The sequence below is a fragment of the Hyphomicrobium sp. genome (assembly GCF_019744875.1).
GTDB lineage: Bacteria > Pseudomonadota > Alphaproteobacteria > Rhizobiales > Hyphomicrobiaceae > Hyphomicrobium_C.
The window spans coordinates 112286-137069 of the sequence record NZ_JAIETU010000002.1 but is presented as its reverse complement, the minus strand read 5'-3'; the positions used below and the strand labels follow the sequence as shown (position 1 = coordinate 137069).

Below are 24784 nucleotides of genomic sequence, written 5' to 3'. Positions count from 1 at the left end.
ATTATTGCACGAACTCCCGGCTCGAAATGCGGAAATCGCCCGCCACCGGCCGAAAGCAAGCCTTTGAGTTTAAGGGTCCGCTCGTCGGCGCGCTTTGGCGTCCGGAAAATTTAAGCTGTGTCTTCCCAGCCACATCGTGACTTCCCCTTGGAACTTTCAGCGACGGGACTGCGTAACTCTCACCGTTGAGCCCGAACAGGACACGGCGCGCCGTGATTTCGCCTCCCAGGAGAAATCGCACGTCTACCGAGGACGACGGCCGCGGCAATTGGGAGTGTGAGCGTTGAATCTGAGGTTGCGCGACGAACTGATCATGGCGTTTGCGGACGGTGAGCTGGAAGCGCCGCTCGCTGAGACGGTGCGCGAAGCCATCAACGCGGACACTCAGGCCCGCTCCAAGCACGAAATGTATCTCGGCACGCGCTGCATGCTCGCACGCGCGTTCAACGGCGTCCTCGACGATCCCATCCCGGCCCGCCTGACAGGTCCTCTGCAGCAGCTTTGCGCTAAGCGCCGATCGCGCGCCTGAACGCGATGATTTCCGCAGCCGCGGCGCTCGGCTGCTCGAGCTGCCACCAGTGCCCGCAATCGAGCACACGCGATGCGGCTCCCGTAGCTTCCGCCAGCCGATCCCCAAACTCCGGACCCGCATAGGGATCGCGCGCGCCCCAGAGCACGAGACCGGGCGCGAAGATCTTACGCGTGACCTCCTCACGCGTGAGCCCCCACGTTTCGAAGACATCGCGCCCCGACCGGTAGAGCGCGAGAATAGCGCTCTTCATGCGCGCATCGATCCGGCTCACGGTCTCGGCGGCCATGGCCGCATCGAGCCCCGCGCGCGCCAGCATGTCGATGGCGAGCTGACCCGAGAACCGCTCCATCGCCTTTTCTCCCGCGCCGGGCGTCTGCCAGAGCCGCGCCGTCGGATGCCACGTATAGCCCGGCGTCGAGGGGGCCCCGCCCGCGACCCAGCTCCGGACGAGGCCCGGGCGAAGCGCAATCGCACGCATGGCCAGGATCGAGCCCCAGTCGTGCGCAATCACGTCGCGCGGCGCTGGGATCGCCTCGAGCGCAGCGATGAGCCAGGCGACATAGTCTTCCTTCGAGTACGTGAACCCAGACGGCGCATCGCAACCGAATCCCGGCAGCGCGAGCGCCACCGTCCGTTCGCCGGGCAGCTGCGCAAGAATTTCACGGTCGAGGCGCGACCACACCTCCGCCGTGTCGGGAACGCCATGCACGAACACCGTTGTCATCATTCGCCTCGCGGAAAAGACCCTCGCGGGCACCCCATCGCACACATCCGCGCGAGCCTGAAGAGCGCATCGCGATAGTGCTAGATGGCCGGCCCGCGACCAAAATCGGGATGAGGTGGCGACGTTTGACGCCCATCGCGTGGTCGCAATCTAACCCGACGCCTCGCTTCTCTCAAAAACGACATGAGCTAGGCCGAGACTGCGCGCCCTAGGCGCGATTTTAAGGCGGTCAGCATGGCGGGCGTTTCGAGACGGGGTCTGTTTGGGCTCTTCGGGGGCTTGGTCGGAGCAGCGATGGGCAGCAAAGGGGCTATCGCAGCGTCCTGTGCTCAAGCGCCGGTGCCGCCTCTCGTGAACGCCCTCGAACCGACGCTCACCGAGCAGGTGCGCAAGGGCCTTATCGACGAGATCGGTCCGGACATTTACGAATGCTGGTTTTCAGCTTTCGAGGTCGAGGGTATCGACGCGGGCGGACTTACGGCCTCCGTGCCCGTGAGGTATCTCAAGAATTGGATCGAGTATAAATATATGCCTTCCCTGCTTCGGGCAGCGAAGCGATCCAACGCTTCCGTCGAATGGGTGGAAATCATCGTGCGGAAGCCGGTGGCCGACCGTTTACGGACGTAAGAGCCGCTCGCGCTCCAGGCAATCGAAAATATTGGCTGGGACGGGAGGGTTCGAACCTCCGAATGGCGGAATCAAAATCCGCTGCCTTACCACTTGGCTACGTCCCAAAAATTCACCCCGAAACGAGGTCTCGATCCTCGGACAGCGTTCCGGAACAGGCAAAAAGGCCGGTGCGCGGGAAGCTGGGCGCCGCACCATAGTGAGAGCCGCTGGGCTCGGCAACCTCCCGCGAGCGACTTCCTGGCGTTAAATTCTCTCGTCCGTCTCGCTTGCTCTCGTGTGGGTGTGCCGCTATAAAGCCGCCTCGCGATCCGGCCACCTCTTGGCGGGCGGGCGCAAACCCTTGCAACGTTTTGTGCGGGCCTTGTCTTTGACCCTTGCGTCAGGGACGTGATGAGCACTCAATTGCGATAGGGATTTCCTAGCCGGATGCCGCGTTGGCGTCCGGTGGTAGACACACGGTCGGGCGGAGCGTAGCGCAGCCTGGTAGCGCACTTGCTTCGGGAGCAAGGGGTCGGGAGTTCGAATCTCCCCGCTCCGACCAGTGTCTCTATAGGACCCAAAAATAGGACCCAAGTGGTCTCTACATAGCCACAAGTTGCGGGCGCCTGAGCCCGCTGGTCGCCATTCAGACGCCCAACGCAAGGGAAATGTCGCCGGATCGGATCCCTGTTCTCGGTGCCCATGGCGAGAGGGGGCGGCCCCGCGAGGGGAGCCGCCGCCGAAGCGCTTACTTCTTCTGCAGACCCTGCATGGCTTCGCCCACGAGGCGGCCGAGTTCCTGCGCCTGAAGCGCATAAGCTTGCATCTGCGCCTGAGCAAAGCGGCTCTGGTGCGCGAGCACTTCCTGGATGTCCTTGGCGCTGGCCAGATCGCTGGCCAGACCGAATGCGGCCTCGGCGTTCTGCTTGGCGAACTTCGTCGCCCGATCCTGGACCGCGCGGAAGCCCGTCGATACGTCGTTTGCGGGCAGCGACTTGGTCCAGAAGCTCATCGCCTGCGTCATCGCATCCATGAATTGCCCATAGGCGAGCCGGGCCTGATCGACATTCTTTTCGGCCAGGTCGCGCATCTGCTGGGGAATTTCGAACGGGTTCTGGGACATCAGTTTCTCCGGCTTTCGTTATCTTCCGAGGGGGTAAAGCATTCGTACCGCTTAATGGACCTCGCGCCTACCGCCATCTTCCGTTTCGCCGACGGCAGGTCGACACGGGGTTAACTCATTCGGGAAGTGGAATAAACTCGTTGCGATCGGTCGGAACCGGCTCGAACCGGCCCGCCTTCCAGTCGGCCTTGGCGGCGCGGATGCGGTCTTTCGAGGACGAGACGAAGTTCCACCAGATGTGGCGCGGGCCGTCCATCGGCTCGCCCCCGAGCAGCATCAGCCGCGACATCGCCGTTGCCAGCACAGAGATGCGATCTCCAGGCCGGAACACGATGAGGCGTCCGGGCCCGAACGTCTGCCCCGCCACGTCAATTTCACCGGACACGATGAAAATCGCACGCTCGTCGTAGTCGGGATCGAGCGGCAGGATGGCGCCCGGCGCCAGCGTCGCTTCCGCATAGAAGCAATCGTGCGGAAAGACCGCCGGAGAACTTTCGCCGTACATGGATCCCATGATCAGCCGCACCGTCTTTCCCTCGCCCGCGATGCGCGGAAGCGCGCCCGCATCGTAGTGCGCGAACTCGGGCGCACCTTCTTCATGAGACTTGGGCAGCGCCGCCCAAGCCTGGATGCCGAACAGGCGTGACGCATGGCTGCGATCCTCCCCGCCCGACCGCTCCGAATGCACGATGCCCCGGCCTGCCGACATCAGGTTCAGCTCACCCGGCTTGATCAAGAGCTCCGTGCCGAGGCTGTCCCGGTGCATCAGACCGCCGTCGAACAGATAGGTCACGGTCGAGAGCCCGATGTGCGGATGCGGCCGCACGTCGATGCCCTGCCCCACCAGGAACTCCGCCGGCCCCATCTGGTCGAAAAAGATGAACGGCCCGACCATCTGCTTGCCGGCCGCAGGCAGCGCGCGGCGCACCTCGAAGCCGCCGAGATCGTGCGCGCGCGGCACGATAACGTGCTCGATGGCGTCGCAGGACTGCGCATCGCCGGGCTTCGGGTCGTCACAAGGTTGCCAGCTCATGCGGCTTTCTCCAGTGTTGCAGGACGCCCGTCCGCAACAGATAAGAACGGTCTACGCCGGTTCGCAAGCAGCCGTGTGACGACGACCCTATAGCGACGACCACTAACACACGCCCAGGAACACCCCGCCATGCCCACGGATGACGCCTTCCGCGAAATCGATGCCGCCGCCGCGACCCTCGGGCTCAAGATCGCGCCGGAATGGAAGCCAAACGTCCTGATGTTCTTCGAGGTTGCGCGCGGCATGGCGAAAATGATCGACGCGACCGAAACGATCACGACCGAAGCCGCACCCGTCTTCACGCCGGGCGCAGGCCAATGACGGCAGCTCGCAGGCCCGGCATAGCACCGGAAAGCGCAACCGCCATCGCGCACGCCGTGGCCAGAGGCGACGTCTCCGCCGTGGAAATCGTCGAAGCGGCGCTCGCACGCATCGATGCGAGAGATGGCGAGATCGGCGCCTTCACGGACATCACGCGCGAACGCGCCCTCGCCGAAGCGAACGCCGTCGATAAGGCTCGCGCCGCAGGCGCACCCCTTGGTCCGCTCGCGGGCGTCCCTTACGCCGTGAAAAACCTCTACGGCATCGCCGGGCACGCGACACGCGCGGGCTCGAAAATCAGCGCCGGAGATGCCCCGCAGCAGACCGATGCCGTCCTCGTCGCGCGCATGAAGGCGGCCGGCGCCGTGCTGATCGGCGCCCTCAACATGGGCGAGTACGCCTACGATTTCACGGGCGAGAACGCGCACTACGGCCCCTCCCGCAATCCACTCGATCCCACGCGCATGACCGGCGGATCGTCGGGCGGATCGGCAGCGGCCGTCGCGGCGGGTTACGTGCCCGTCTCGCTGGGCTCCGACACCAACGGCTCGATCCGTGTGCCCGCGGCCTTCTGCGGTCTCTTCGGGTTGAAGCCGACATATGGCCGCCTGCCGCGCACCGGCACCTTCCCGTTCTGCGACAGCCTCGATCACCTCGGCCCCTTCGCGACCAACACCGCCGATCTCGCACGCACCTATGATGCGCTGCAAGGCCACGATGCGTCCGATCCGGTGTGCGCCGTACGCCCCGTTGAAGCGGTATCCGGCGAGATTGCAAAGGGCCTCGACGGCCTGCGCATCGCGTCTGCAACGGGCTACTTCCGCACCGATGCCGAGCCCGGCGCCCTCGCCGCCCTCGAACGTGCCGCGAAAGCTGCCGGCGCCGAAGACGCGATCGAAATTCCGGGCGCCGCCGAAGCGCGCGCCGCCGCGTTTCTGATCACCAACGCCGAGGGAAGCGCGCTCCATCTTGCGAACCTTCGCCGCCGTCCGGCCGACTTCGATCCCGACACGCGCGATCGCTTCCTCGCGGGCGCCATGTTGCCGGCGAGCTGGTATGTCGCCGCCCAACGCTACCGCCGCGCGTTTCAGGCAAACATGGCCGCGATCTTCGCGCGCTACGACGTGATCCTGGCGCCGTCCGCTCCCTGCAGCGCGCCATTGCTGGGCCAGAAGACGATCCACCTCGGCGGCCGCGATGTGCCGCTGCGCGCCAACATGGGTCTCTATACGCAGCCGATCTCGTTCGTCGGATTGCCGGTCGCCGCCGTGCCCGTGCGCACGGGCGGCGCGATGCCCTACGGCATCCAGGTGATTGCGCAGCCCTGGTGTGAGGATCATTGCCTGCGCGTCGCCGCCGCCCTCGAGGCCGCCGGCCTGTAGGCCGTCGATCCGAGCGCTCCGCAACCGCCGTCAGACCACCGCGCGGCGCACCTTGCGCAAGCTCGGCGAGGCGGAGGCGCCGAACGCCTGGCGGAACGCGCGCGAGAAATGCGCCTGATCCGCAAACCCGGCCGCGTGGGCCGCGTCCGTGAAGGTGCTGCCGGCAATGATTTCCGCGATCGCATGGCGCAAGCGCAGCCACACCCGATAACGCCGGAACGGCACACCGACCTCCGCGGCGAAGAGATGTTGAAAGCGCGATGACGAGAGGTCCACGCGCGCCGCCGCCTGCTGAGCCGTTATCTCCGGTCCCGTCTCGACAGTCAGGTCCGAAAGCGCGCGCGCGATCCTTGGATCGATGTCGCGGCGTGCACGATGCGCGGAGTAGGCGAACAGATCTTCGAGTGACTGTCCCGCCCACGCCGCGCCGTCGCGCGCTTCGTAGAGTTCGCGCAGCGAAGCAGTGAGCGCGCTTTTCCCGAGGAGCGCACCCGACGTCTCGCAGGCGTTCGTGACGAACGGCGCGAGCCCATCGACACGCCCTGCTTGCGGTTCGAGGTAGAGCACTGCGAGCGGCTGGCCTTCGACATCGAATTCGTAGTTCACGCCCGCGGGAACCGCCGCCGCCTCGCAGCGCTGCCAGGGACCGTCTGCAATCCGCAGGCGGACGGCCCCATACACACCAGCCAACAGCACCGGCACGCTGTGCGCATGCGGCGCGTTGTGGCCGAGCGGCCCGATAAACAGCGCGCGGTCCGCTTCCAGATGCCAAATGGGCAGAAGCGCTCCCGGCAGGTCCGGCGGTGCATTCGCAGCACGTTCGTTCAAGCGCCCGCTCCCCTCGTGCCCTAACGTCCTCCGCCGATAGCAACTGGGAGACGCGATCTCAATGACCAAATCCAACATGCCGAACCGGCGCGCGGTGCTTTCGACCCTGGCGGCGGCCTCTGCAGCACCATTGGTCCTCGCCCCATTTGCCAACAGCGCGCTCGGCGCGGCCGCCAAGCTCGGAGCAGCCCAGCCCCGTCACTGGCGGTACAAGCTCGGCCAGTTCGAGCTGACGATCGTGGCCGACTCGGAGGTTTTCATCGACGGCCCCTACCCGATCATCGGCGCCAACGCCAACGAAGCCGACGTGCGGAAACTGATGCGCGATAATCTCCTGCCCGAAACCCGCTACCAGCCGGGCTTTTCGCCAACAGTCGTCAACACTGGGCGCGAAGTCGTGCTGTTCGACACCGGCAACGGCGAAAACGGCTTCGTCCCGCGCCCCGCCGGCGGATGGCTGGCGGACGGCCTCGCGCCGGCCGGCATCAAGCCCGAAGAGGTGGACATCGTCGTCATCAGCCACGGCCACCCCGACCACGTCGGCGGCATCATGAACGGCGGCAAGCCGCTCTTTCCCAACGCGCGCTATGTCATTGGCCAGGTCGAATACGACTTCTGGGCGCCGGAAGGAAAACACACGGGCGAGCTGGAAAAGTTCGCCTCCGTCTTCCGCGCCAACACCAAGAGCCTCGCCGAGCGCTTTACGTTCCTCAAGCCCGGCGACGAAGTTGTGCCCGGCATCACGGCCGTGGAAGCCTACGGCCACACCCCGGGCCATTTGAATTTCCGCATCGCGAGCGAGGGGAAGGAAATCTATTTCTGGGGCGATTGCGCCCATCATCAGGTCGCGTCCCTCGCCAAGCCGGATTGGCATTGCGTGTTCGATGGCGACAAGGAACAGGGGGCCGCGACCCGCAAGCGCGTCTACGACATGCTCGCGACGGAACGCATTCCCGTTATCGGCTACCACATGCCGTTTCCTTCGGTCGGCTATGTCGAGCGCACGACGCCAGGCGCCTACCGCTGGCTCGCCCACACCTACCAGCTCAACTTGTAGGTCGCCGGTTTTAAGTCTTGGGCGAAGCGCCGGGGCGATGAGCGACCCGGCGTCGCCTTTGCGGCGGGCCGATCGATCGACTAACGTTGCCGGCCAGAAACCGACCGGGCAACACACGCGCATGCCGCACGAGCTGTCATTCAAGACATCGATGACCTTCGCTTACGGCGTGCCGTCGCCCGTGAGCCCCGGCATCGTGCGCATCGTTGCCGAAAATCCGAGCCCGTTAACCTTCAAGGGCACGAACACCTATCTCGTCGGAATGACCGAACTTGCCGTCATCGATCCCGGCCCACGCGACGGCGCGCACCTCGAAGCGATTTTGAAAGCGGCGGCTGGCCGGCCGATCCGCCAGATCATCGTCACTCACGCCCACCGCGACCACGTCGACGGCGCCGATGCGCTCAAGGCCGCCACGGGCGCGCCGGTGATGGCTTACGGCCGAGCCGACATCCCCCCCGTTGGCCCCGACACGAAACCGCAAGGCTCCGAGTTCATCGATTACGTCTTTGAGCCGGACGTGATCCTGGGCGACGGCGACATCGTCGAGGGGCCCGAGTGGCGCCTCGAAGCGCTGCACACGCCGGGCCACGCACCCGATCATCTGTGCTTCGCCCTGCTGGGGCGCGGCGTGCTGTTTTCCGGCGACCACGTCATGGCGTGGAACACGTCGCTCGTCGCGCCGCCCGAAGGCTCGATGGCGGCTTACATCGCATCCCTCGAACGCCTGCTCGGGCGCAGCGAGAGCATCTACCTGCCGGGGCACGGCGGGCGCGTGGACGAGCCCCAGCGCACGGTCAAAGCCTACTTGCTGCACCGCCGGTGGCGCGAGGATTCGATCCTCGATGCGATCCGCGACGGCGTCGGCACGATCTCGGACATCGTGCCCGTCGTCTATCCCACCATCGATGGCAGGCTGACGAGCGCAGCGGCGCTTTCGGTGCAGGCCCACGTCGAGCACCTGATCGAGCGCGGCCTTGTCACGTGCGACGGGCTTACTTGCGACGGGCTCCCGGCTTGGGACCGCCCTCTTTCTCCGGCTTAGCCTTCCCGCCTTGCTGGCGCGCATCTTTGGCGGCCGGCATCGTGGCATCGACGCGGGCGCGGATCTCGACCATGAGCGCGCGGATGCGCTCCGCATTACGTCCCATGTCGCCACGGCCAAACCGCGACGCCGACCGGATGTCGACGCGGCTCTGCTCCTCGCCGCCCGAAACGCGCACCGCGACATCGTCGAGGAAGCCCATGATCAGCGTCTTGTCGACGGCTTCGACCACACCCGGCGTGCCCGCCTCGGCATCGGGAGGATCCTCGCGCGTAAGGTCCATCTTGAGCCGCTTCACGGCGTCAACCACCAGCGCGTAGGTTTCCTCGCCCGAGCGCGGGATCGTCATCGGCTGAATATCGGGATAGGCCACCGCCTGCTGCTCGCTCCACTTGGCGCGGTTGTAGCGGACGGAGTTGTCTCCGGGACCGCGCAGGCGCACGGCGGCCGTCAATGCCGGTGGATTGGCCGCGTCCGTGGTGATGTCGGGCAGCATCGGGAAAGACCGGAGCCACACCTGATAGAACAACGGCAGCGTGAGCAGCCCGACGCTGAGGCAGAGCGCGAACAGCACGCGCGAGGTCCCGGGCCGCCCCGTGCTCCAGATCGTCAGCGCCGCAATCAGCGCACAGGCAACCGAGCCGATGGCGATCAGCAGCGCGACGAGCACGAGATTGAACGCCACCGGCGTATCCACGCCGAACAGCCGGTGCAGAAATGCCGTGGCGACGATGAGCCCAAACGCAAACAGCGCCGCCCGCGTCGCCCATCGGCTCGACGCCGGCTCTCTTTCCGGAACAGCAAGCATAAAACTTCGATTTCCTTGCCTGGATGACGGACTCGCTCAAGGATAACGCCGGATTTGGACGAATTGTAGCGCCGCGTCACTCAAGCCCACATGAAGCGGGCCGGCGATGCCCGCTGCCATTCGTTTCCGCCTCGCCCCCTCTGTCTCTGGGAGAAGCCGTGTGACCGCACGCCACCCCACCGCTCGCAGTGCCCGGCCCCAGAGATCGCCGCAGAGATTATTGCGACAGACCGCATCCACGTTCGCGCGGATCGCAGGCTGCTCGGCCGCAATCGCCGCCTCGCTCTCCGCGCCGGGCGCACTGGCCGGCGGATCCGGCACCGCACCCGCGCCCGCCGGATTGACCATCGCGATTCTCGACCTCGCCGAGGTCCCGGCCCTCGCCCCGCCCAAACCCGTGAGCGCCGATCAGTCGGCCTGGCGCACGTCGTTCGGATCCGAACGCAAGAGCGAGCCCAAGGTCAAAGCGGCCGCGCCCGACAGTCCTCTCGCCGCCATCGCCGAGGCCGATGCGGTGCTGATCCAGGGCGTGCATGCGGCCGCCCCGTTGCGGCGGCTGTTTCCGCCACGCACCTGGCGCCTGATCGTCTCGCGCGGCCTCGCCTCCGCGTCAAACAGCGCGCGCGGCACGAACGCCGGCGATCCCACGATCACCGCAATTGCCATCAAGGCGCGCCCGGACTTGCGCGTCACGGCCCGGAGCGCCGGACTGCTCCTCGAAGCGCGCGACGCGCCGGAAAGCGATCCGGCAGGCACTCCTCCTCCGACCACCGCGACAGCCGTCAGGCTCATGGATGCCGGCCGCGCCATCTGGCTTGCCTCCGTCGCGCTGCCCGCAGGCTGCAGCGACGCCGGCCGCTGTACCGCGCGCGAACAGTTGAACGCCTGGCGGGAAACCAAGCGCGGCGACGGCGAGCTCACGGTCATCGGCGGACGCACGCACGTCGAACAGGCCGGCCCCGCCCCCGCCGGAGACACGCCGCCAGCCTGCGCCGCGCATGGCATCGACGCGGACGCGCCGTGGCAATCGGTTCCTGTTCCGGCTGGCGAAACCCCTCCGAGCGCGGCATCGGGTTGCATCACCATGATCCGGCTCAGCAGTCAGCCCGCAGCGCAATGAGGCGCCTCGCGCCCGACCCCGCCGCGATTTACAATGTTCGCGCGCTGCCGCTATAACTCCGGGCTGATCAGCCACGGGCGCGCGCTTCGAAATGGCCTTTCGTTTCAAACTCGACGAACCGATTGAGAAAGGCTTCCGGCGCATCGGAGCCGAGCAGATCGAGCGCGCCCGCCGCCAGGTGATGGCGGCCTCGGATCCCGTCTCGGAAATCCACGAAGCGCGCAAGTGCCTGAAGCGCACGCGCGCCCTTCTCCGGCTGGCGCGTGAGGGCCTGGGCGAGCAGATTTTCCAAACCGAGAACGCGCGTTTCCGCACCATCTCCGCCCAGCTCGCCCCCGCGCGCGACGATCACGTGATGCGCGAGACGATCCTGAAGCTCGCCGCCGACGCGCCCGCGCACGTTCAGCCCGCCATTCAGCGCCTGAAGGTCGCGATCCTGGCCGACCTCGCCGACCAGCCCGCCCCGGACCGGAGCGGCGCTCTCACCCAGCTCGACCGCGCGCTGAACCGCTTCCGCCGCCTGAAGATCGAACCGGATGACTTTCACACGCTGGAGCGCGGTCTCGAGCGCAGCTATCGCCGGGGCGTGCGGCTTTTCGCGGTGGCCTATCACGACCAGGGCGACGAGAGCTTCCACGACTGGCGCAAGGGCGCGCAAAGCTACTGGCGGCACATGGCGCTGCTCTCGCGCGCCTGGCCCGAACACTTCGATGCCGGTGTCGGCGTCGCACGCGAGCTGTCACAAATTCTCGGCAACGACCATGATCTGGCGATCCTGAAGCTGCGCGTCGGCTCCCTCGCACCCGATGCGCTTGCCGCGAACGACCGCACCGCGATCGAACGCTTCATCTGCGAGCGCCAGGAGCTGCTGCGGCGCGCCGCGCGCCCGAGAGGAGACATGATCTTCTCGGAGCGGCCGAAGGCCTTCGCGCGCCGCATTGGCGCCATCTGGTCGGCGGCCGCCGCTAGGTCTCACGCCGACGAGGCCCTCGACGCCGCGCACCGCGGAACCGAAAAAGTGACCCTCGAGGCCCTCGCCGGGGAATGATCGAGAGACTGATCCGGACGCCCGCCCGCCTCGTTCAAGGCCTTGGACGCTCAAGGCGCTTGTAAGCCCAAGCGGAAGCGCGCAACTAAAGACGGAACGGCCCGCGCGGCCGCACGGAGATGACCGAAGGATGTCCACCCCAAAAGACCGCCAGGCGGACCGCACCCATTGGCCGAAGGACCATCCCGATATTGCCTATGGCAAAGTCGGCGTCCTGCTGCTCAATCTCGGCACGCCCGACGGCACGGACTATTGGTCCATGCGCCGCTACCTCAAGGAATTCCTCTCGGACGAGCGCGTCATCGAGGAACCGAAGTGGAAGTGGTGGCCGATCCTCAATCTCATCATCCTGACGGTACGTCCCGGACGCAAAGGCCGCGACTACGCCACCATCTGGAACAACGAGTGCAACGAAGGTCCGTTGAAGACCATCACGCGCGGACAGGCTGAAAAGCTCGCCGCCCGCCTCTCCGCGTTCCCGAACGTGGTCGTCGACTGGGCCATGCGCTACGCCAATCCGTCGACCGAGAGCCGGCTCGAAGCCCTCGTCGCCGCCGGCTGCGAACGCATTCTCCTGCTGCCGCTCTATCCGCAGTACGCCGCCGCCACCACCGCGACCGCCGCCGATCACGCGTTCCGCGCGCTCCTCAAAATGCGCCGCCAGCCCGCCGTCCGCGTCGCCCCCGCCTATCACGACGATCCCGCCTACATCGCAGCCCTCGCCGCCTCGATGCGCGAGAGCCTCGCCAAGCTCGACTTCGAGCCCGAGCGCATCATCGCCACCTTCCACGGCATGCCCGAAAAGTACTTCGCCAAGGGCGACCCCTACCACTGCCACTGCCAGAAGACGTCACGCCTGTTGCGTGATGCGCTCGGTTGGCCCCAGGACCGCTGGCTGACGACGTTCCAGTCCCGCTTCGGCAACGATCCGTGGCTGCAGCCCTACACCGACAAGACCGTCGAGCGCCTGGCCGCCGAAGGGGTGAAGTCCCTCGCCCTCGTCGCGCCGGGCTTTTCCGCCGACTGCCTCGAAACGCTCGAGGAGCTGGACGGCGAGAACCGCCACATTTTCGAAGGCGGCGGCGGCGAGAAGTTCGCCTACCTCCCGGCCCTCAACGACAGCGAGCATGGCCTCGACGTCATCGAGGCCGTGGTGCGCCGCGAACTCTCGGGTTGGCTATAGAATTCTACCCCGTCAATTCCGTAAGAAACTGAGTAAGCATCCCGTTATGTGGTCGCTGACTGCGCCATGATTCCTGCGTAGTGTGCGGGCAATAATGCAGTACTCGGACCGACAGGGTCCAACGACGTTTCGGGAAAGGTCTTAAGATGGGCGGTTTTGAAGTCTTCGGTCTGGTGCTGATCGTACTGGCCGCAGCCGTACTCTGGTCGACGGTCAAGGTCGTCCCCCAGGGCTACAACTACACGGTCGAAAGCTTCGGCCGGTACACCCGCACGCTCACCCCGGGCCTCCACTTCCTGGTTCCCGTCGTCGAACGCATCGGCCACCACGTGAACGTCAAGGAGCAGGTGATCGACATCCCGAGCCAGGACGTCATCACCCTCGACAACGCCATGGTCCGCGTTGACGGCGTCGCCTTCTTCCAGGTGCTGAACGCCGCCAAGTCGGCCTACGAAGTCGACAACCTCGAGCACGCCACCATCAACCTGACGATGACGAACATCCGTACCGTCATGGGCTCGATGGCGCTCGACGAGTTGCTCTCCAATCGCGACAAGATCAATTCGCAGCTCCTGCACGTCGTCGACGCGGCGACGGAATCGTGGGGCGTCAAGGTCACGCGCATCGAGATCAAGGACATCGCACCGCCCCGCGACCTGATCGACAGCATGGCCCGCCAGATGAAGGCAGAGCGCGAGAAGCGCGCCCAGATCCTCGAAAGCGAAGGCTTGCGCGCCGCCGCGATCCTGAAGGCCGAAGGCGCCAAGCAGGCCGTCGTGCTCGAAGCCGAAGGCCGCCGCGAAGCCGCCTTCAAGGACGCCGAAGCTCGCGAGCGCGCGGCCGAAGCCGAAGCCAAGGCGACCGAGCTCGTCTCGACCGCCATCGCCAACGGCAGCGTGCAGGCCATCAACTACTTCGTCGCCAACAACTACGTGAAGGCGCTCGAAGCCCTCGCCTCCGCGCCCAACCAGAAGGTGATCCTGATGCCGCTCGAAGCGTCATCCGTCATCGGCTCGCTCGCAGGCCTCGCCCAGATCACGGGCGAAGCGTTCGGCACGCCAGGGGCTCCCGCCGCTCCCGCACGCGCCACCAGCGTTCCCACGTCCAAGTCATAAGGCACACGGGAAACCTCGACATGTCCGCACTCACCGACTTTTTCGCCGGCCTCGGCCCCTGGAACTGGTTCATCATCGGCCTGTTCCTGATGGCCCTCGAAACGATCATCCCGGGTGTGCATTTTCTCTGGTTCGGTCTTTCGGCCGTGATCGTTGGCGCGATCGCGATGGGCCTCGGCGATGCGCTGAGCCTGCCGTGGCAGCTCACCTTGTTTGCGGTAATTTCGGTCGCGACCGTGTTCGGCGTGCGCCGTTTCGCCAACGCGCAAACCGTCGAAAGCGCCGAAAAGGATCTCAACCAGCGCAGCGCTCAGTACTTCGGCCGGATCGTCGTGGTGGAAGAGGACATTTCCGACGGACGCGGCCGCGTGCGCGTCGGCGATACGCTCTGGCCGGCCTCCGGCTCGGATGCGCCCAAGGGCTCGCGCGTCCGCATCACCGGCGCTAACGGCACCGTCTTCGTCGTCGAACCCGCCTAACGCTCACGCCTGCCGACTGCCTCAACTGCCGACCTCCCTCGGCTGCCGGTTGCCCGCTGCCCCGCGCCCACTTAACAGCTCCTTAACCGCCCCTCCCTAGTGTCAGCACCAGCGACGACCCGCGTTCCGGGCCGCGCCAGGGTGTGCGTTCGCGTGTGGAAATTCCTCATGAGGGCGCCACGTGACCGTGGTCTGGCGGCTTGGTCTGATCCTGTTCGGTTTCGCGGTCGCAACGCTGACTGCGGCCGTTTTGCATGTGCCGCGCGCCGCCGCCCAGTACGCGGAGCCGTCCGCGCGCAGCGCCGATCCTTCAAGCACAGCAACCCGGACACGCCCGTCTCAATCCGCCGACGAGCAGGCCGGCGCGTATGAGATGCCGGCCAGGCGTCCGCGCCGCTCCGACCAGAACCTCTACTCAGATCCCGATGCCGGTGATCAATCCGAAGATGGGTTCGCCGACGCCTCAGCCGATGCTCCCGACCAGGAAAGCAACGATCCGACAAACAGCGCGTCGGGCGACCCGGCCGACGGCGAACCCGCCGCGCCTCAGGACGGTCTGATGGGCGAAGATGGCGTCATCGATCTTGCAGAGCCCCAGGCACCCAACGACGGCGATGACCCGAACCGCGACACGCGCCCGGTCGAAGACGTGGACGTGTTCGCCAATCCGCCTGCCGGCCACGACCCGCTGCTGTTTCAGATCGAGGACATCGATCCCATCGAGACCGACCGCCGCCCGGCGCGCCTCGCGCGGTTCGAGCCGTATGATCCTGTCGGCATCAAGATCGGCAGCTTCGTGTTCTTCCCCGAGATCGAGATTGGCGGCCTCGCCACGAACAACGTGCTGAGCTCGCCAACGCCGAGTTCCGATATCGCAGCCGAGATCCGCTCGACCTCGCGCTTCGTGTCGAACTGGACGCGCCACGCGGTCGAACTGCGCGGCACGACGGTGTCGAGCTTTTACGATGAATTCGCAACCGAGGACGATCGCGCCTGGGGCGTCGAAGCGCGCGGCCGCCTGGACATCACGCGCCGCACGAACCTGCAGGGCCTCGCCTCTCACGACTTGAGCCAGGAATCGCGCTCCGGCATCGACGCGAACACCGCAGGCGAGCGCGCGGACGTCACCGTCGATCGCGCCAACCTTGCGCTGAACCACCGCTTCAACCGCCTGTCCGTGCAATTGCGCGGCGCGATCACCGACACCGCTTATTCCGACGCCAACGGCATCAGCAATGCGGATCGCGATACGCTCGAGACCACTCAGACCGGCCGCGCCACCTGGGAATTCAAGCCGACCTTGTCCGTCTACGCCGAGCAGGAGTGGAACCAGCGCGACAAGGAGGCCACGCCGCCCGACGGGATTTCACGCTCATCCAAAGGCACGCGCACGCGCATCGGTCTCGATTTCGGCGCCACCGGCGCCATCCTGCGCGGCACGATCAGCGCCGGCTACGGCCAGCAGAACCCCGACGACAGCCGCCTGAAAGAGGTCGATGCCTTCCTGTTCGACGCCAACCTCGCGTGGCGGCCGAGCGAGATCACGTCGTTCCTGCTCACAGCTCAGAGCGACATCTACGAAACGACGACGGAACTCTCCGGCGGCGTCATCACCCATACCGTTGGGCTGGAGGCGCGCCACGCCTTCCGCCGCTATCTCATCGCGACCGCTGGCCTCGCCGTCACGAACTACGACTACGACGCGACCACCATACGCGAGAACGAGCTGATCACGTATCTCGGCGCGGAGTACTACGCGAGCCCGGAGCTGGTGCTGTTCACGCGCTACCAGCATCTCAACTTTGACTCAAACGAAGTCAATCGTGACTACGACAGCGACGAGATTCGCGTGGGCGCGCGCCTGCGCCGATAGCGTTCGCTTGCGAAAAGTAGCGACGCATCGACTTGAATGAGTGCCTTGCGCCGCGCTTTCTTATGCTCACGCGGAGCGTTGCGTCCGGTCCCGAGCCGTCTAGATTGAGAACTTGATTGATTCGCTTGAGGATTCGAGCGCATGCCGCCACCCGATCGCACGTTTGAACGCAGGGAGCCTGCCATGTCCGACCGTACTCAGTTCGCCGTTGGAAACCGCAAGGTCGCCATGATGCCACGCGTCATGAAGCGGTCGCTGCATGTCGCCATGGCCGCCGTGCTGACGGCAGCCGTCGTGCTCTTCGTGATGATGATCAATGGTTTCCTCGTCGGCCGCGGCGGTTCGCTCGGCGGTATCGATGTGTGGCTCGCCTTCATCAAGCGCAGCGACATCATCGGCACGATCATCCTGACCGCGCTCGTGACGACCGCGTTCCTCTATTGGCAGCGCGACAAGGAACGCCGCTAGATCTTTCCGACGTTGGCTTGATCACGGAAAGCCTTTAACCCAAGGCGTGCTCCTGTTCGGACGTCGTTGTTTCTTGCGCGGCTTCGCCATGCCTCGCCAGCACGGCTCCGCCATGACCGGACCCCACTTTTCCAGAAGCACGCGTTTGTTGCGAGCACTCTGGGCGTCCCACCCGCTTCCACCGTGGAACGGTGCTAGGTGATCGAGCGGCCGCCCACGCAAAACCCGTCATCCCGGCGAAGGCCGGGATCCAGACACGTCACAGACCGGTCTCTGACTCACACCACGGGCGGCCCAAGCGCCGGACCTGGCAGCGCCGGCTCGGACACCAGCGCCTCCGCCTTGCGCGGCTGCGAGGCCATGCGCTCCTTGGCGAGCGCCAGCGCCGCCACATAGTCCGGCTTGCCACTACCCAGCAGAGGCACGCTCGGAACCGTTAGAATGTCGGCCGGCACCATCAGCTCGTTGGCGCCCTTCTGGCGCGCGAAACGCGCAAACGCATCGCGCGAAGCAGACGCGTCGCTCGTCATCAGCACCAGCCGCTCGCCCTTGCGGGCATCCGGCAGCGCCACCACCACGCTCGTCACGGCCGGCCACAGCTCCGTCGCCAGCGCCTCGACCGCCGACAGCGACACCATCTCGCCCGCGATCTTCGCGAACCGCTTGGCGCGCCCCTTGATCGACAGGAAGCCCTGCGCATCGATGGCGACGATATCCCCCGTGTCATGCCAGCCGTCCTGCGGCGGCTCCAGCACGCCGGGATTTTCAGCGCGCATGTAGCCTAGCATGACGTTCGGCCCGCGCACGAACAGCCGCCCCGCACCCTCGATGCCGGGCACCGGATCGAGGCGCGCCTCCATCAGGGGCGAAAGCCGGCCCACCGTGCCGGACTTGTTGGCCAGTGGCGTATTGATGGCGAGCACGGGCGCCGTCTCGGTGACGCCGTAGCCTTCGAGAATACGCACGCCGAACTTTTCCATGTAGATCTGCCGCGTCCGCTCCTTCACGGCTTCCGCGCCCGCCAGAATCAGCCGCACGCGCGCGAAATCGTAAGGGTGCGCCGTGCGCGCGTAGCCGTTGAGGAACGTATCCGTGCCAAACAGGATCGTGGCGTTCGAGCCGTACACCAGCTCCGGCACGATGCGGTAATGCAGCGGCGTCGGGTAGAGATAGACCGGCACGCCCGCGACGAGCGGCATCACGAGCCCCGCCGTCAGTCCGAACGAATGGAACACCGGCAGCACGTTGAACACCTTGTCCTGGCCGTTGACCGAGACGCGCGTCAGGCTCTGCAACGCGTTGGCGAGCATGTTGCGATGAGACAGCACGACGCCCTTCGGAAGCCCTTCCGAGCCCGACGTGAACAGGATCGCCGCCGGATCGTTCGCCCCGCGCTCGACCAGCGCCCGGCTGCCCGCCAGCAGCCCGCGCACCTTGTCGGAAAACTTGATCGAAGCCCTGACGTCCTCGAGATAGACGATGCGCCGGCCTTCGCCGATCTTTGCGACCACCGCTTCGAGGTGCGCCTTCTCGACGAACGCGCGCGACGTGAGCACCACCTCAACCTTCGCGGCGCGGCAGGCCGCGTCGACGTTCTGCGGACCGGCCGTGAAGTTCAGCATCGCCGGCACGCGGCCGATCGTCTGCAACGCGAAGAAGCACACCACCACGCCGACCGAGTTGGGCAGCATGACGCCGACCGCAGCGCCCTCCGGCGCAAGCGGCGCGAGCTTCGCGCCCAGCACCTGCGCACTCGTGATCAGCTTGCCGTAGGAGAGCTTCGCGCCCAGCGGATCCTCGACTGCGGGCTTGCCGGTGTCGCGGGTTTCCTTCGCTTCCGCCAGCGCCGAGAACAGCGTCTGATCGAGATTGGCGGTGCGCACGGCCGTTTCGACCATGAGATCCTGCAGCGCCATGCCGGCCGCCTGACGGCGCGCCTTGCCCCTGAGCCCTTCGGGCACATCGAGCTTCACCGGCGCCAGGATCGTAACCGTCGTCTTGGGGAACAGCGTCTTGCGCGCCTGGAACCGGTTGAGATAGCCGAAATGGCTCCGCTCCGGCCCGTCGATGCGCACCGGTACGATCACCGCATCCGCCTTGTCGGCGATCATGGCGGTGCCGTCGTAGACTTTCATGAGGCCGCCCGTCACCGTGAGACGGCCCTCGGGGAAGATCACCAGCGTCTCGCCACCCTTCACGGCCTGGATCAGATGGCGTGTGCCGAGCGGCTTGGTCGGATCGATGGACTGCGCGTTGACGAGCTTCAGGAACGGCTTGATCCAGCTCTTCTGCGCCATGGCGGTATCGATGGCGAACGCGGCGTGCGACGGCAGGATCGAATACATGATCGGCGCATCGAGCAGGCTCACGTGATTGGGCGCGATGATCGTGCGCGTACCGGCCGGCGGCAGGTTGTCGTAGCCGCGCACTTCGAGCCCCATGAACTGCCGGAACAGGAACACGCCGACATCCTGGATGCCCTCCTTGCCCCAGGCGCGCAGGATCAGCACCATCACGACGAGGTTGGCGGCACCCAGCAGCGCCAGCAGCAGAGGAAGCCCCGCACCCGCTGCCTGCAGCATCGCGATGCCGAGGCTCGCAACCGTCATGAACAGCGCGGAAAGAACGTTGCACGCGCCGATCGTGCGCGCCCGCTCGTCGGCCGGCGCCCAGAGCTGCACGGCCGCGAAGGCCGGCACGATGTAGAAACCGCCCGCAACCGCGAGACCCATGAGGTCGATCAGGATGCGCCAGCCCGTAACAGTGCCAAGCAGCCCGCCGACCGTCAGCACGTCAGCCGATTTAACGAGGCCGGACGCCGTCCACGCGAGATCGAGTGAGAAGCAGCCCATCAGCAGCGCGCCGATCGGCACCAGCGCGAGATTGGGCCGTGTCCGGCTGGCACGCGCCGCTCCTGCCGAGCCGATGGCAATGCCGATCGTGAATACGACGAGCGCCAGAATGGCGACGCTTTCCCCACCGCCGATGATGTCCTTGATCAGAACCGGCAGCAGCGACAGCACCACGGTGCCGACCAGCCAGAACCAGGATGTGATGAGGCCGCCCACCCAGAGACGCCGGTCGCCGCGCAGGTGAACCAGCAGCGACTTCGTGGACGTCCAGGGATTGTAGTCGATGGCGAGACCGGGCGCGGCCGCACCCATCTTCGGGATCAGCGACGCCGAGAACCAGCACAGCACGGCAAGTCCGACGACGAGCCCGGCCAGCACCCACACGCCGTTTGTGTCGGAAGCCGCCATGCCGCCGCCGATGGTGCCGACGAGGATGGCCGCAAACGTCGCGCTCTCGACGAACGCGTTGCCGGCGGGCAGCTCTTTCGGCTCGAGCAGCGCCGGCAGGATGCCGTACTTGATCGGACCGAACAGTGCCGCGATCACGCCGTAGAGCCCGAGTGCCACGAACAGCAGCGGCACGGACTGCAGCACGAACCCGAGCGCCGCGATGATCGCGACCGGAATTTCCGCGCGCTTGAGTTTTTCTGCGACGATGGCCTTATCGTACCGGTCGGCCATCTCGCCGCCGATGCCGGACAGAATGAAGAACGGCGCCACCAGCACCGCGCCCGCCAGCGCCACCAGCGCGCCCCCCGACTCCGACCCGATCTTGAACAGGATCAGGATGACGAGCGCGTTCTTGACGAAGTTGTCGTTGAGCGCCGAAAGAAACTGGCACCAGAACAACGGCGCGAAACGGCGGCTTGTGATCAGCGCTTTGAACATGGTGTGGTGACCCTGGGAAGACGGGCAATGGCCCTTCGGGAACGGATAATGCCGAACCAGTGGGCCCGATCATGGTCAAACAGCGGCTCTTTGTGGCGAAGTCAATGGGAGTTGGCGGTAAAGTTAAGCATCCAGAAGGAGTTGATCGCCCGTTTCAACAGGTTGCATCGGCCCGTCTGCTCTAGATGGCCTACGATCCTTGTCGAATTGACACCCTTCGCCCGGGAGCGGATGCTGCCGGCTAACCCCGCCGGGCGTCACGATGACGTCTGGCAACGCCGCTTTCGAGCGCTTACCTCATCGTTGAGGCGCGAACCCACGGCCGAGGACATGGACACGACCACGACCACAACGGCGACGAACCGAGAGCGCGAGATCATCGTCAACGGCCAGCCCCTCGCCACGGCCGCCGCAACCCTTGCCGAGCTTGTCGACAAGCAGGGGTTCGCCGGCGTGAAGGTGGCAACTGCCCTCAACGGCGACTTCGTGGCCGAGCGCCTGCGCGCCGCGACATCGCTCGGAGCCGGCGACCGCATCGAGATCCTCACCGTTCGCCAAGGCGGCTAGGCCATCATGAACCAGACCGAACCCGTGCGTGGTGTCGCCGCCTCGCCCGACCGCAAACCCCTCGCCTTCTACGGCGTGAACGTCGCCTCGCGTCTCCTGCTCGGCAGCGCGCTCTATCCCTCGCCCAAGGTCATGAGCGACGCGATCCACGCCTCGCGCGCCGCCATCGTCACCGTCTCGCTCCGGCGCGAGCAGGCGCGTGGGCGCACCGGCACGCGCTTTCTCGATCTCATCCGCGCGCTTCCCGTCCACCTGCTGCCGAACACCGCCGGATGCCGCACCGCGCGCGAAGCCATCACCACCGCCGAGATGGCGCGCGAGCTTCTCGAAACCGATTGGATCAAACTGGAAGTGATCGCCAACGACGACACGCTCCAGCCGGATCTCTTCGGCCTCGTCGAAGCCGCAACCGAGCTTGCCAAGCGCGGCTTCAAAGTCTTTCCGTACACCACCGAGGATCTTTCGGCCGCCGAGCGGCTCGTGTCCGCGGGCTGCCGCGTGCTGATGCCCTGGGGCTCGCCCATCGGCACGGCGCGCGGGTTGTCGAACCCGCATGCGCTGAAAACGCTCCGCGCCTACTTCCCGGATCTACCCCTCGTCATCGACGCCGGCATCGGCGCGCCGTCTCACGCCGCGGCCGCCATGGAAATGGGCTACGACGCGGTGCTGCTCAACACCGCCGTCGCCCGCGCGCACGATCCGGTCCGCATGGCCGCCGCCTTCGCCTCCGCCATCGAAGCTGGCCGCGAGGCCTTCGAAGCCGGATTGATGGCGCCGAGTGACCGCGCCCAGCCCTCGACACCGGTAGCCGGCACGCCGTTCTTCGATTTCGGCCCCGGCGACGCGAGCCGATCGACGTGAGCCGATGAGGCCAGCATGACATCGCATAGCCCCGCCGCACCCCACCCTGCACCGGATGTCTTCTATCCGATCGTGCCGACCGCAGCCTGGGTCGCGCGCCTGGTTCCGCTCGGCGTGCGCACGATCCAGCTCCGCGCCAAGGACATCACGCCCGAAGACGCGCGCGCCGAAATCGCCGCTGCCATCGCGATCGCCAAGCCCGCGGGCTGCCGCCTCATCGTCAACGATTACTGGCAGGCCGCCATCGACCTCGGCGCGACAGACCTCCACCTCGGCCAGGAAGATCTCGCCGACGCCGATCTCGCCGCAATCCGGCGCGCCGGGATTGCCCTCGGCCTCTCGACCCACAGCGAAGACGAGCTCGAAACCGCGCTCGCAGCCGACCCGGCCTACGTCGCGCTAGGCCCCATCTACGAAACGAAGCTCAAGGCCATGAAGTGGGCGCCGCAGGGACTGGAGCGCATCGGCGCGTGGAAAAGGCGCATCGGTGCGCTACCGCTCGTCGCCATCGGCGGCATCACGCCCGAGCGCGCAACCGCCGTGAAGGCCGCTGGCGCCGACAGCATCGCCGTCATCACCGATTTCATGACCGCCCCGCATCCTGAGGCGCGCGTGCGTCTCTGGCTCGACTGGGCGGCAACCGTCCGCGGCTGAGTAACTCGAGACGTCGGCCTCACAAGTGCCAGCTCTTGACCGAGAGCGGGCATATCCGCCGCACTCACGCCCGCATTGCGCTCCGGAAGCGTACGCCAACTTCGTTCGAGCCGCGGCGAATGACCTGGCAATTGCGCATGTCGCTTTCGCCGTCGATCTGCAGCTGGAAGAAGTCCGGCACGGACTGCGGATCGGCAACGAGCAACTTGCCGCCACCCCGCGACAGATTCCTCAACGATCCAGCAATGCTGGCCCCGTTGGAAAGAAGCAGTTTAACGGGCGTGTTGACGCGCCGTCTCTCGTCGAAACAGCGCTCCTCCATGCCGATGATCCAGTCATCGAGCGTGCGCGCGATACTCGCGACGTCATCGGCCGTCGTTCTCATGTTGTCGGAAATTTCGACGGTCACAGAGCTCTGCGCCTCGATCTCGGACGTTGCGGTCTCAACCAGCCCGTGAGCCTGCTGGATGGCCCCCGTGACGCTCGCGAGCGTCGTCACAACCTCGTCCGCGATGGTTTGCATCGCGGCGATCTCCGATGAAATTCTTGTCGTCGCGTTTGCCGTCTGAGCCGCGAGGCTTTTCACCTCCTGCGCCACAACCGCAAAGCCACGACCCGACTCGCCGGCTCGCGCCGCTTCGATGGTCGCGTTGAGCGCGAGCATGTTCGTTTCCTTGGCGACCTGCGCGATCAACTGCACGACGCTGTCCATCGACTTTGCCGCATCGCGCATCTTGTTCGTCGAGTGGTCGATCGTGGTCGCTTGAGAATTGATCTCAGTCACAGCGCGCTTGGCGCCATTCATGTTGGTCACGAGGTTGCGAACCGTATCGCTCATGTCCTCCGCGGCGTCCGCAACGGCTTCGACATTGCTCAAGGTACTTTCAGCAGCAGACACCGCACGCGTCCTCGCATCCATGCTCGAGGTGATGTCGTCGGCGTATTTCACCACCTTCCAGGGCTTGCCGGCCGCGTCCAGAATGGGGTTGTAGGTGGCCTGGAGCCAGATCGGCCGCCCGCCTTTCGCAAAGCGCTGATAGATTCCTTGAACCGGAATGCCCTGTCCCAGGCGCTCCCAGAACACGCGATACTCATCCTTGTTCGCGAAGTTCGGCTCGACGAACATCCGATGATGCTGGCCCTTCACCTCGCCGAGCGGGTACCCGGTTGCCTTTAGGAAATTCTCGTTGGCGTCGAGGATCGTCCCGTCCAGCGCGAACGAAATGACGGCCTGCGTCCGGTTGATGGCGGCAATCTGGCACTCGTAGTCGGCGTTTCTGAGCTTCTCTGCCGTGACGTTGATAGCGAATTTGACGACCTTCACGGGCCGTCCGTCTCCGCCCAGGATCGGATTGTAGGTTGCGCGGATCCAAACTGCCTTGCCGCATTTCGCGAACCGGCAGTACTCGGCAGCCTGGAACTTGCCACGTCCGAGCTCTTCCCAGAACCGCGCGTAATCCTGGCTCGCCGCTTCCTCCGGCGACACGAACATCCGATGATGCTGACCGACGATCTCTTCGCTCCGGTAGCCCATCGCCGACAGGAAGTTCTCGTTGGCTCCCAGGATTTTCCCATCCACCGAGAACTCGATGACGGCCTGAGAGCGATGAATGGCCGCCAGTTGCCCGGAGTCGTCGAGAGACCGCTGCTTTTCCGCGGTGATATCCGATGCGATTTTGACGATGCTGATGGGCGCGCCTTTTTTATCGAACACCGGATTGTAAGTCGCGCGAAGCCAGATCTCTTTGCCGCCCTTGGCGATCCGGCGGAACTCGCCTTGCTTCATTTCGCCTTTTCGAAGGTCGTCCCAGAAGGACGCATAGCTCGCAAGCTTCGCCTCGGCTTCGGGCACGAAGATTTTGTGATGCCTGCCGATCACGTCCTCTCTGGCAAACCCCGTGGTGGCCAGGAAGTTTGCGTTCGCATCGACAATTTTGCCGTCGAGGTCAAAACTGATCACTGCCAACGAGCGGTCGACGGCTGTTCGCAGGGCAGCATCATTGCCTGCGTTTGCATTCTGCCAAAGCATGAGGGGCAACCACGGTTCGGAATCGGATTGGACGCAAGCATTGGTGCTTTGTGGTTAAGCCCGTGTAAAATTTCGGCATGAGAGGTCGCGTTGAGGCGATTTACGCCAACGATTTCAACCGTCCGCGAACAGACGTCTTCGAGCGCACTGGCCGATCTCGTCCACGGGCAGAATGGAGCACCCCG

At 65.7% G+C, this 24784-nt stretch carries 23 protein-coding genes and 2 tRNA genes; 17 read left to right on the top strand and 8 right to left on the bottom strand.

The window, feature by feature from the left end; genetic code table 11:
* Positions 1-283 precede the first annotated feature (283 nt).
* Positions 284-529, top strand: a complete 246-nt coding sequence (locus K2Y42_RS00735) for a hypothetical protein (protein ID WP_291147419.1) — start codon at positions 284-286, stop codon at positions 527-529.
* Here the strand turns inward: K2Y42_RS00735 and K2Y42_RS00730 are convergent.
* Positions 507-1259 (bottom strand): alpha/beta hydrolase, encoded by a 753-nt coding sequence (locus K2Y42_RS00730; protein ID WP_291147418.1) that lies wholly within the window; start codon positions 1257-1259, stop codon positions 507-509. The two genes, K2Y42_RS00735 and K2Y42_RS00730, sit on opposite strands and share 23 nt — an antisense overlap.
* 348 nt (positions 1260-1607) lie before the next feature.
* On the opposite strand from K2Y42_RS00730, the gene K2Y42_RS00725 reads away from it, so the two are divergent.
* Complete coding sequence (locus K2Y42_RS00725) at positions 1608-1883, top strand: DnaA N-terminal domain-containing protein (protein ID WP_291147416.1); 276 nt, start codon at positions 1608-1610, stop codon at positions 1881-1883.
* A 32-nt stretch (positions 1884-1915) separates the two neighbouring features.
* Here the strand turns inward: K2Y42_RS00725 and K2Y42_RS00720 are convergent.
* Positions 1916-1990: transfer RNA gene (locus K2Y42_RS00720), tRNA-Gln, on the bottom strand.
* A 360-nt stretch (positions 1991-2350) separates the two neighbouring features.
* Between K2Y42_RS00720 and K2Y42_RS00715 the strand changes: the two genes are divergently transcribed.
* Positions 2351-2427 (top strand) — tRNA-Pro (locus K2Y42_RS00715).
* A gap of 186 nt (positions 2428-2613) precedes the next feature.
* On the opposite strand, the gene K2Y42_RS00710 is transcribed toward K2Y42_RS00715, so the two are convergent.
* Positions 2614-2988 (bottom strand): phasin family protein, encoded by a 375-nt coding sequence (locus K2Y42_RS00710; RefSeq protein WP_291147414.1) that lies wholly within the window; start codon positions 2986-2988, stop codon positions 2614-2616.
* A 115-nt stretch (positions 2989-3103) separates the two neighbouring features.
* Entirely contained in the window at positions 3104-4021 is a 918-nt protein-coding gene (locus tag K2Y42_RS00705) for a pirin family protein (RefSeq protein WP_291147412.1), read from the bottom strand.
* Between the two features lie 129 nt (positions 4022-4150).
* Here K2Y42_RS00705 and K2Y42_RS00700 point away from each other — a divergent pair, with 129 nt between their 5' ends.
* Positions 4151-4342 (top strand): DUF4089 domain-containing protein, encoded by a 192-nt coding sequence (locus K2Y42_RS00700; protein ID WP_291147410.1) that lies wholly within the window; start codon positions 4151-4153, stop codon positions 4340-4342.
* Complete coding sequence (locus K2Y42_RS00695; protein ID WP_291147408.1) at positions 4339-5724, top strand: AtzE family amidohydrolase; 1386 nt, start codon at positions 4339-4341, stop codon at positions 5722-5724. Before K2Y42_RS00700 ends, K2Y42_RS00695 begins: the two co-directional genes overlap by 4 nt.
* A 30-nt stretch (positions 5725-5754) precedes the next feature.
* Here the strand turns inward: K2Y42_RS00695 and K2Y42_RS00690 are convergent, their stop codons facing one another.
* Positions 5755-6552: a helix-turn-helix transcriptional regulator gene (locus K2Y42_RS00690; RefSeq protein ID WP_291147406.1), complete on the bottom strand. Its 798-nt coding sequence runs from the start codon at positions 6550-6552 to the stop codon at positions 5755-5757.
* Between the two features lie 61 nt (positions 6553-6613).
* Here K2Y42_RS00690 and K2Y42_RS00685 point away from each other — a divergent pair, with 61 nt between their 5' ends.
* A complete protein-coding gene (locus tag K2Y42_RS00685) occupies positions 6614-7609 on the top strand; it encodes an MBL fold metallo-hydrolase (protein ID WP_291147404.1) in 996 nt (331 codons plus the stop codon).
* Positions 7610-7760: 151 nt separating this feature from the next.
* Positions 7761-8654, top strand: coding sequence for an MBL fold metallo-hydrolase (locus K2Y42_RS00680; RefSeq protein ID WP_291147402.1), 894 nt, complete (start codon positions 7761-7763; stop codon positions 8652-8654).
* On the opposite strand, the gene K2Y42_RS00675 is transcribed toward K2Y42_RS00680, so the two are convergent.
* The gene (locus K2Y42_RS00675; protein WP_291147401.1) at positions 8605-9462 is read right to left on the bottom strand and encodes a DUF1499 domain-containing protein; all 858 of its coding nucleotides are present in this window, start codon (positions 9460-9462) and stop codon (positions 8605-8607) included. The two genes, K2Y42_RS00680 and K2Y42_RS00675, sit on opposite strands and share 50 nt — an antisense overlap.
* A 220-nt stretch (positions 9463-9682) precedes the next feature.
* Between K2Y42_RS00675 and K2Y42_RS00670 the strand changes: the two genes are divergently transcribed.
* From K2Y42_RS00670 to K2Y42_RS00640, 7 genes are all read left to right on the top strand, one after another.
* Complete coding sequence (locus K2Y42_RS00670) at positions 9683-10582, top strand: hypothetical protein (protein ID WP_291147399.1); 900 nt, start codon at positions 9683-9685, stop codon at positions 10580-10582.
* Between the two features lie 91 nt (positions 10583-10673).
* A complete protein-coding gene (locus K2Y42_RS00665) occupies positions 10674-11630 on the top strand; it encodes a CHAD domain-containing protein (protein ID WP_291147397.1) in 957 nt (318 codons plus the stop codon).
* A gap of 130 nt (positions 11631-11760) precedes the next feature.
* Positions 11761-12813 (top strand): ferrochelatase, encoded by a 1053-nt coding sequence (gene hemH, locus K2Y42_RS00660; protein WP_291147395.1) that lies wholly within the window; start codon positions 11761-11763, stop codon positions 12811-12813.
* A gap of 146 nt (positions 12814-12959) precedes the next feature.
* A complete protein-coding gene (locus tag K2Y42_RS00655; RefSeq protein WP_291147393.1) occupies positions 12960-13928 on the top strand; it encodes an SPFH domain-containing protein in 969 nt (322 codons plus the stop codon).
* Positions 13929-13948: 20 nt separating this feature from the next.
* On the top strand, positions 13949-14407 hold the full coding sequence (locus tag K2Y42_RS00650; RefSeq protein ID WP_291147391.1) for an NfeD family protein: 459 nt from the start codon (positions 13949-13951) through the stop codon (positions 14405-14407).
* A gap of 181 nt (positions 14408-14588) precedes the next feature.
* Positions 14589-16280, top strand: a complete 1692-nt coding sequence (locus tag K2Y42_RS00645; protein ID WP_291147389.1) for an outer membrane beta-barrel protein — start codon at positions 14589-14591, stop codon at positions 16278-16280.
* 183 nt (positions 16281-16463) lie between these two features.
* A complete protein-coding gene (locus K2Y42_RS00640) occupies positions 16464-16748 on the top strand; it encodes a hypothetical protein (protein ID WP_291147388.1) in 285 nt (94 codons plus the stop codon).
* Positions 16749-17026: 278 nt separating this feature from the next.
* On the opposite strand, the gene K2Y42_RS00635 is transcribed toward K2Y42_RS00640, so the two are convergent.
* Positions 17027-20488, bottom strand: a complete 3462-nt coding sequence (locus tag K2Y42_RS00635) for an acyl-[ACP]--phospholipid O-acyltransferase (protein WP_291147386.1) — start codon at positions 20486-20488, stop codon at positions 17027-17029.
* 330 nt (positions 20489-20818) lie between these two features.
* Here K2Y42_RS00635 and thiS point away from each other — a divergent pair, with 330 nt between their 5' ends.
* From thiS to K2Y42_RS00620, 3 genes are read left to right on the top strand one after another with little or no spacing between them, the layout of a single operon-like run.
* Complete coding sequence (thiS, locus tag K2Y42_RS00630; protein ID WP_291147383.1) at positions 20819-21055, top strand: sulfur carrier protein ThiS; 237 nt, start codon at positions 20819-20821, stop codon at positions 21053-21055.
* A gap of 6 nt (positions 21056-21061) precedes the next feature.
* Positions 21062-21916 carry a thiazole synthase gene (locus K2Y42_RS00625; RefSeq protein ID WP_291147380.1) on the top strand — a complete coding sequence of 285 codons (855 nt, stop codon included), beginning with the start codon at positions 21062-21064 and terminating at the stop codon, positions 21914-21916.
* A 15-nt stretch (positions 21917-21931) separates the two neighbouring features.
* On the top strand, positions 21932-22570 hold the full coding sequence (locus K2Y42_RS00620) for a thiamine phosphate synthase (RefSeq protein ID WP_291147378.1): 639 nt from the start codon (positions 21932-21934) through the stop codon (positions 22568-22570).
* Between the two features lie 64 nt (positions 22571-22634).
* Here the strand turns inward: K2Y42_RS00620 and K2Y42_RS00615 are convergent, their stop codons facing one another.
* Positions 22635-24599 (bottom strand): PAS domain S-box protein, encoded by a 1965-nt coding sequence (locus K2Y42_RS00615; RefSeq protein WP_291147375.1) that lies wholly within the window; start codon positions 24597-24599, stop codon positions 22635-22637.
* Between the last annotated feature and the right edge of the window lie 185 nt (positions 24600-24784).

Bases quoted from the DNA above. Each gene is read 5' to 3' on its own strand.
- K2Y42_RS00730 (WP_291147418.1), bottom strand. From the start codon at position 1,259: ATGATGACAACGGTGTTCGTGCATGGCGTTCCCGACACGGCGGAGGTG.
- K2Y42_RS00710 (WP_291147414.1), bottom strand. From the start codon at position 2,988: ATGTCCCAGAACCCGTTCGAAATTCCCCAGCAGATGCGCGACCTGGCC.
- K2Y42_RS00705 (WP_291147412.1), bottom strand. From the start codon at position 4,021: ATGAGCTGGCAACCTTGTGACGACCCGAAGCCCGGCGATGCGCAGTCC.
- K2Y42_RS00700 (WP_291147410.1), top strand. From the start codon at position 4,151: ATGCCCACGGATGACGCCTTCCGCGAAATCGATGCCGCCGCCGCGACC.
- K2Y42_RS00695 (WP_291147408.1), top strand. From the start codon at position 4,339: ATGACGGCAGCTCGCAGGCCCGGCATAGCACCGGAAAGCGCAACCGCC.
- K2Y42_RS00685 (WP_291147404.1), top strand. From the start codon at position 6,614: ATGACCAAATCCAACATGCCGAACCGGCGCGCGGTGCTTTCGACCCTG.
- K2Y42_RS00680 (WP_291147402.1), top strand. From the start codon at position 7,761: ATGACCTTCGCTTACGGCGTGCCGTCGCCCGTGAGCCCCGGCATCGTG.
- K2Y42_RS00675 (WP_291147401.1), bottom strand. From the start codon at position 9,462: ATGCTTGCTGTTCCGGAAAGAGAGCCGGCGTCGAGCCGATGGGCGACG.
- K2Y42_RS00665 (WP_291147397.1), top strand. From the start codon at position 10,674: ATGGCCTTTCGTTTCAAACTCGACGAACCGATTGAGAAAGGCTTCCGG.
- hemH (WP_291147395.1), top strand. From the start codon at position 11,761: ATGTCCACCCCAAAAGACCGCCAGGCGGACCGCACCCATTGGCCGAAG.
- K2Y42_RS00655 (WP_291147393.1), top strand. From the start codon at position 12,960: ATGGGCGGTTTTGAAGTCTTCGGTCTGGTGCTGATCGTACTGGCCGCA.
- K2Y42_RS00650 (WP_291147391.1), top strand. From the start codon at position 13,949: ATGTCCGCACTCACCGACTTTTTCGCCGGCCTCGGCCCCTGGAACTGG.
- K2Y42_RS00640 (WP_291147388.1), top strand. From the start codon at position 16,464: ATGTCCGACCGTACTCAGTTCGCCGTTGGAAACCGCAAGGTCGCCATG.
- K2Y42_RS00635 (WP_291147386.1), bottom strand. From the start codon at position 20,488: ATGTTCAAAGCGCTGATCACAAGCCGCCGTTTCGCGCCGTTGTTCTGG.
- thiS (WP_291147383.1), top strand. From the start codon at position 20,819: ATGGACACGACCACGACCACAACGGCGACGAACCGAGAGCGCGAGATC.
- K2Y42_RS00625 (WP_291147380.1), top strand. From the start codon at position 21,062: ATGAACCAGACCGAACCCGTGCGTGGTGTCGCCGCCTCGCCCGACCGC.
- K2Y42_RS00620 (WP_291147378.1), top strand. From the start codon at position 21,932: ATGACATCGCATAGCCCCGCCGCACCCCACCCTGCACCGGATGTCTTC.
- K2Y42_RS00615 (WP_291147375.1), bottom strand. From the start codon at position 24,599: ATGCTTTGGCAGAATGCAAACGCAGGCAATGATGCTGCCCTGCGAACA.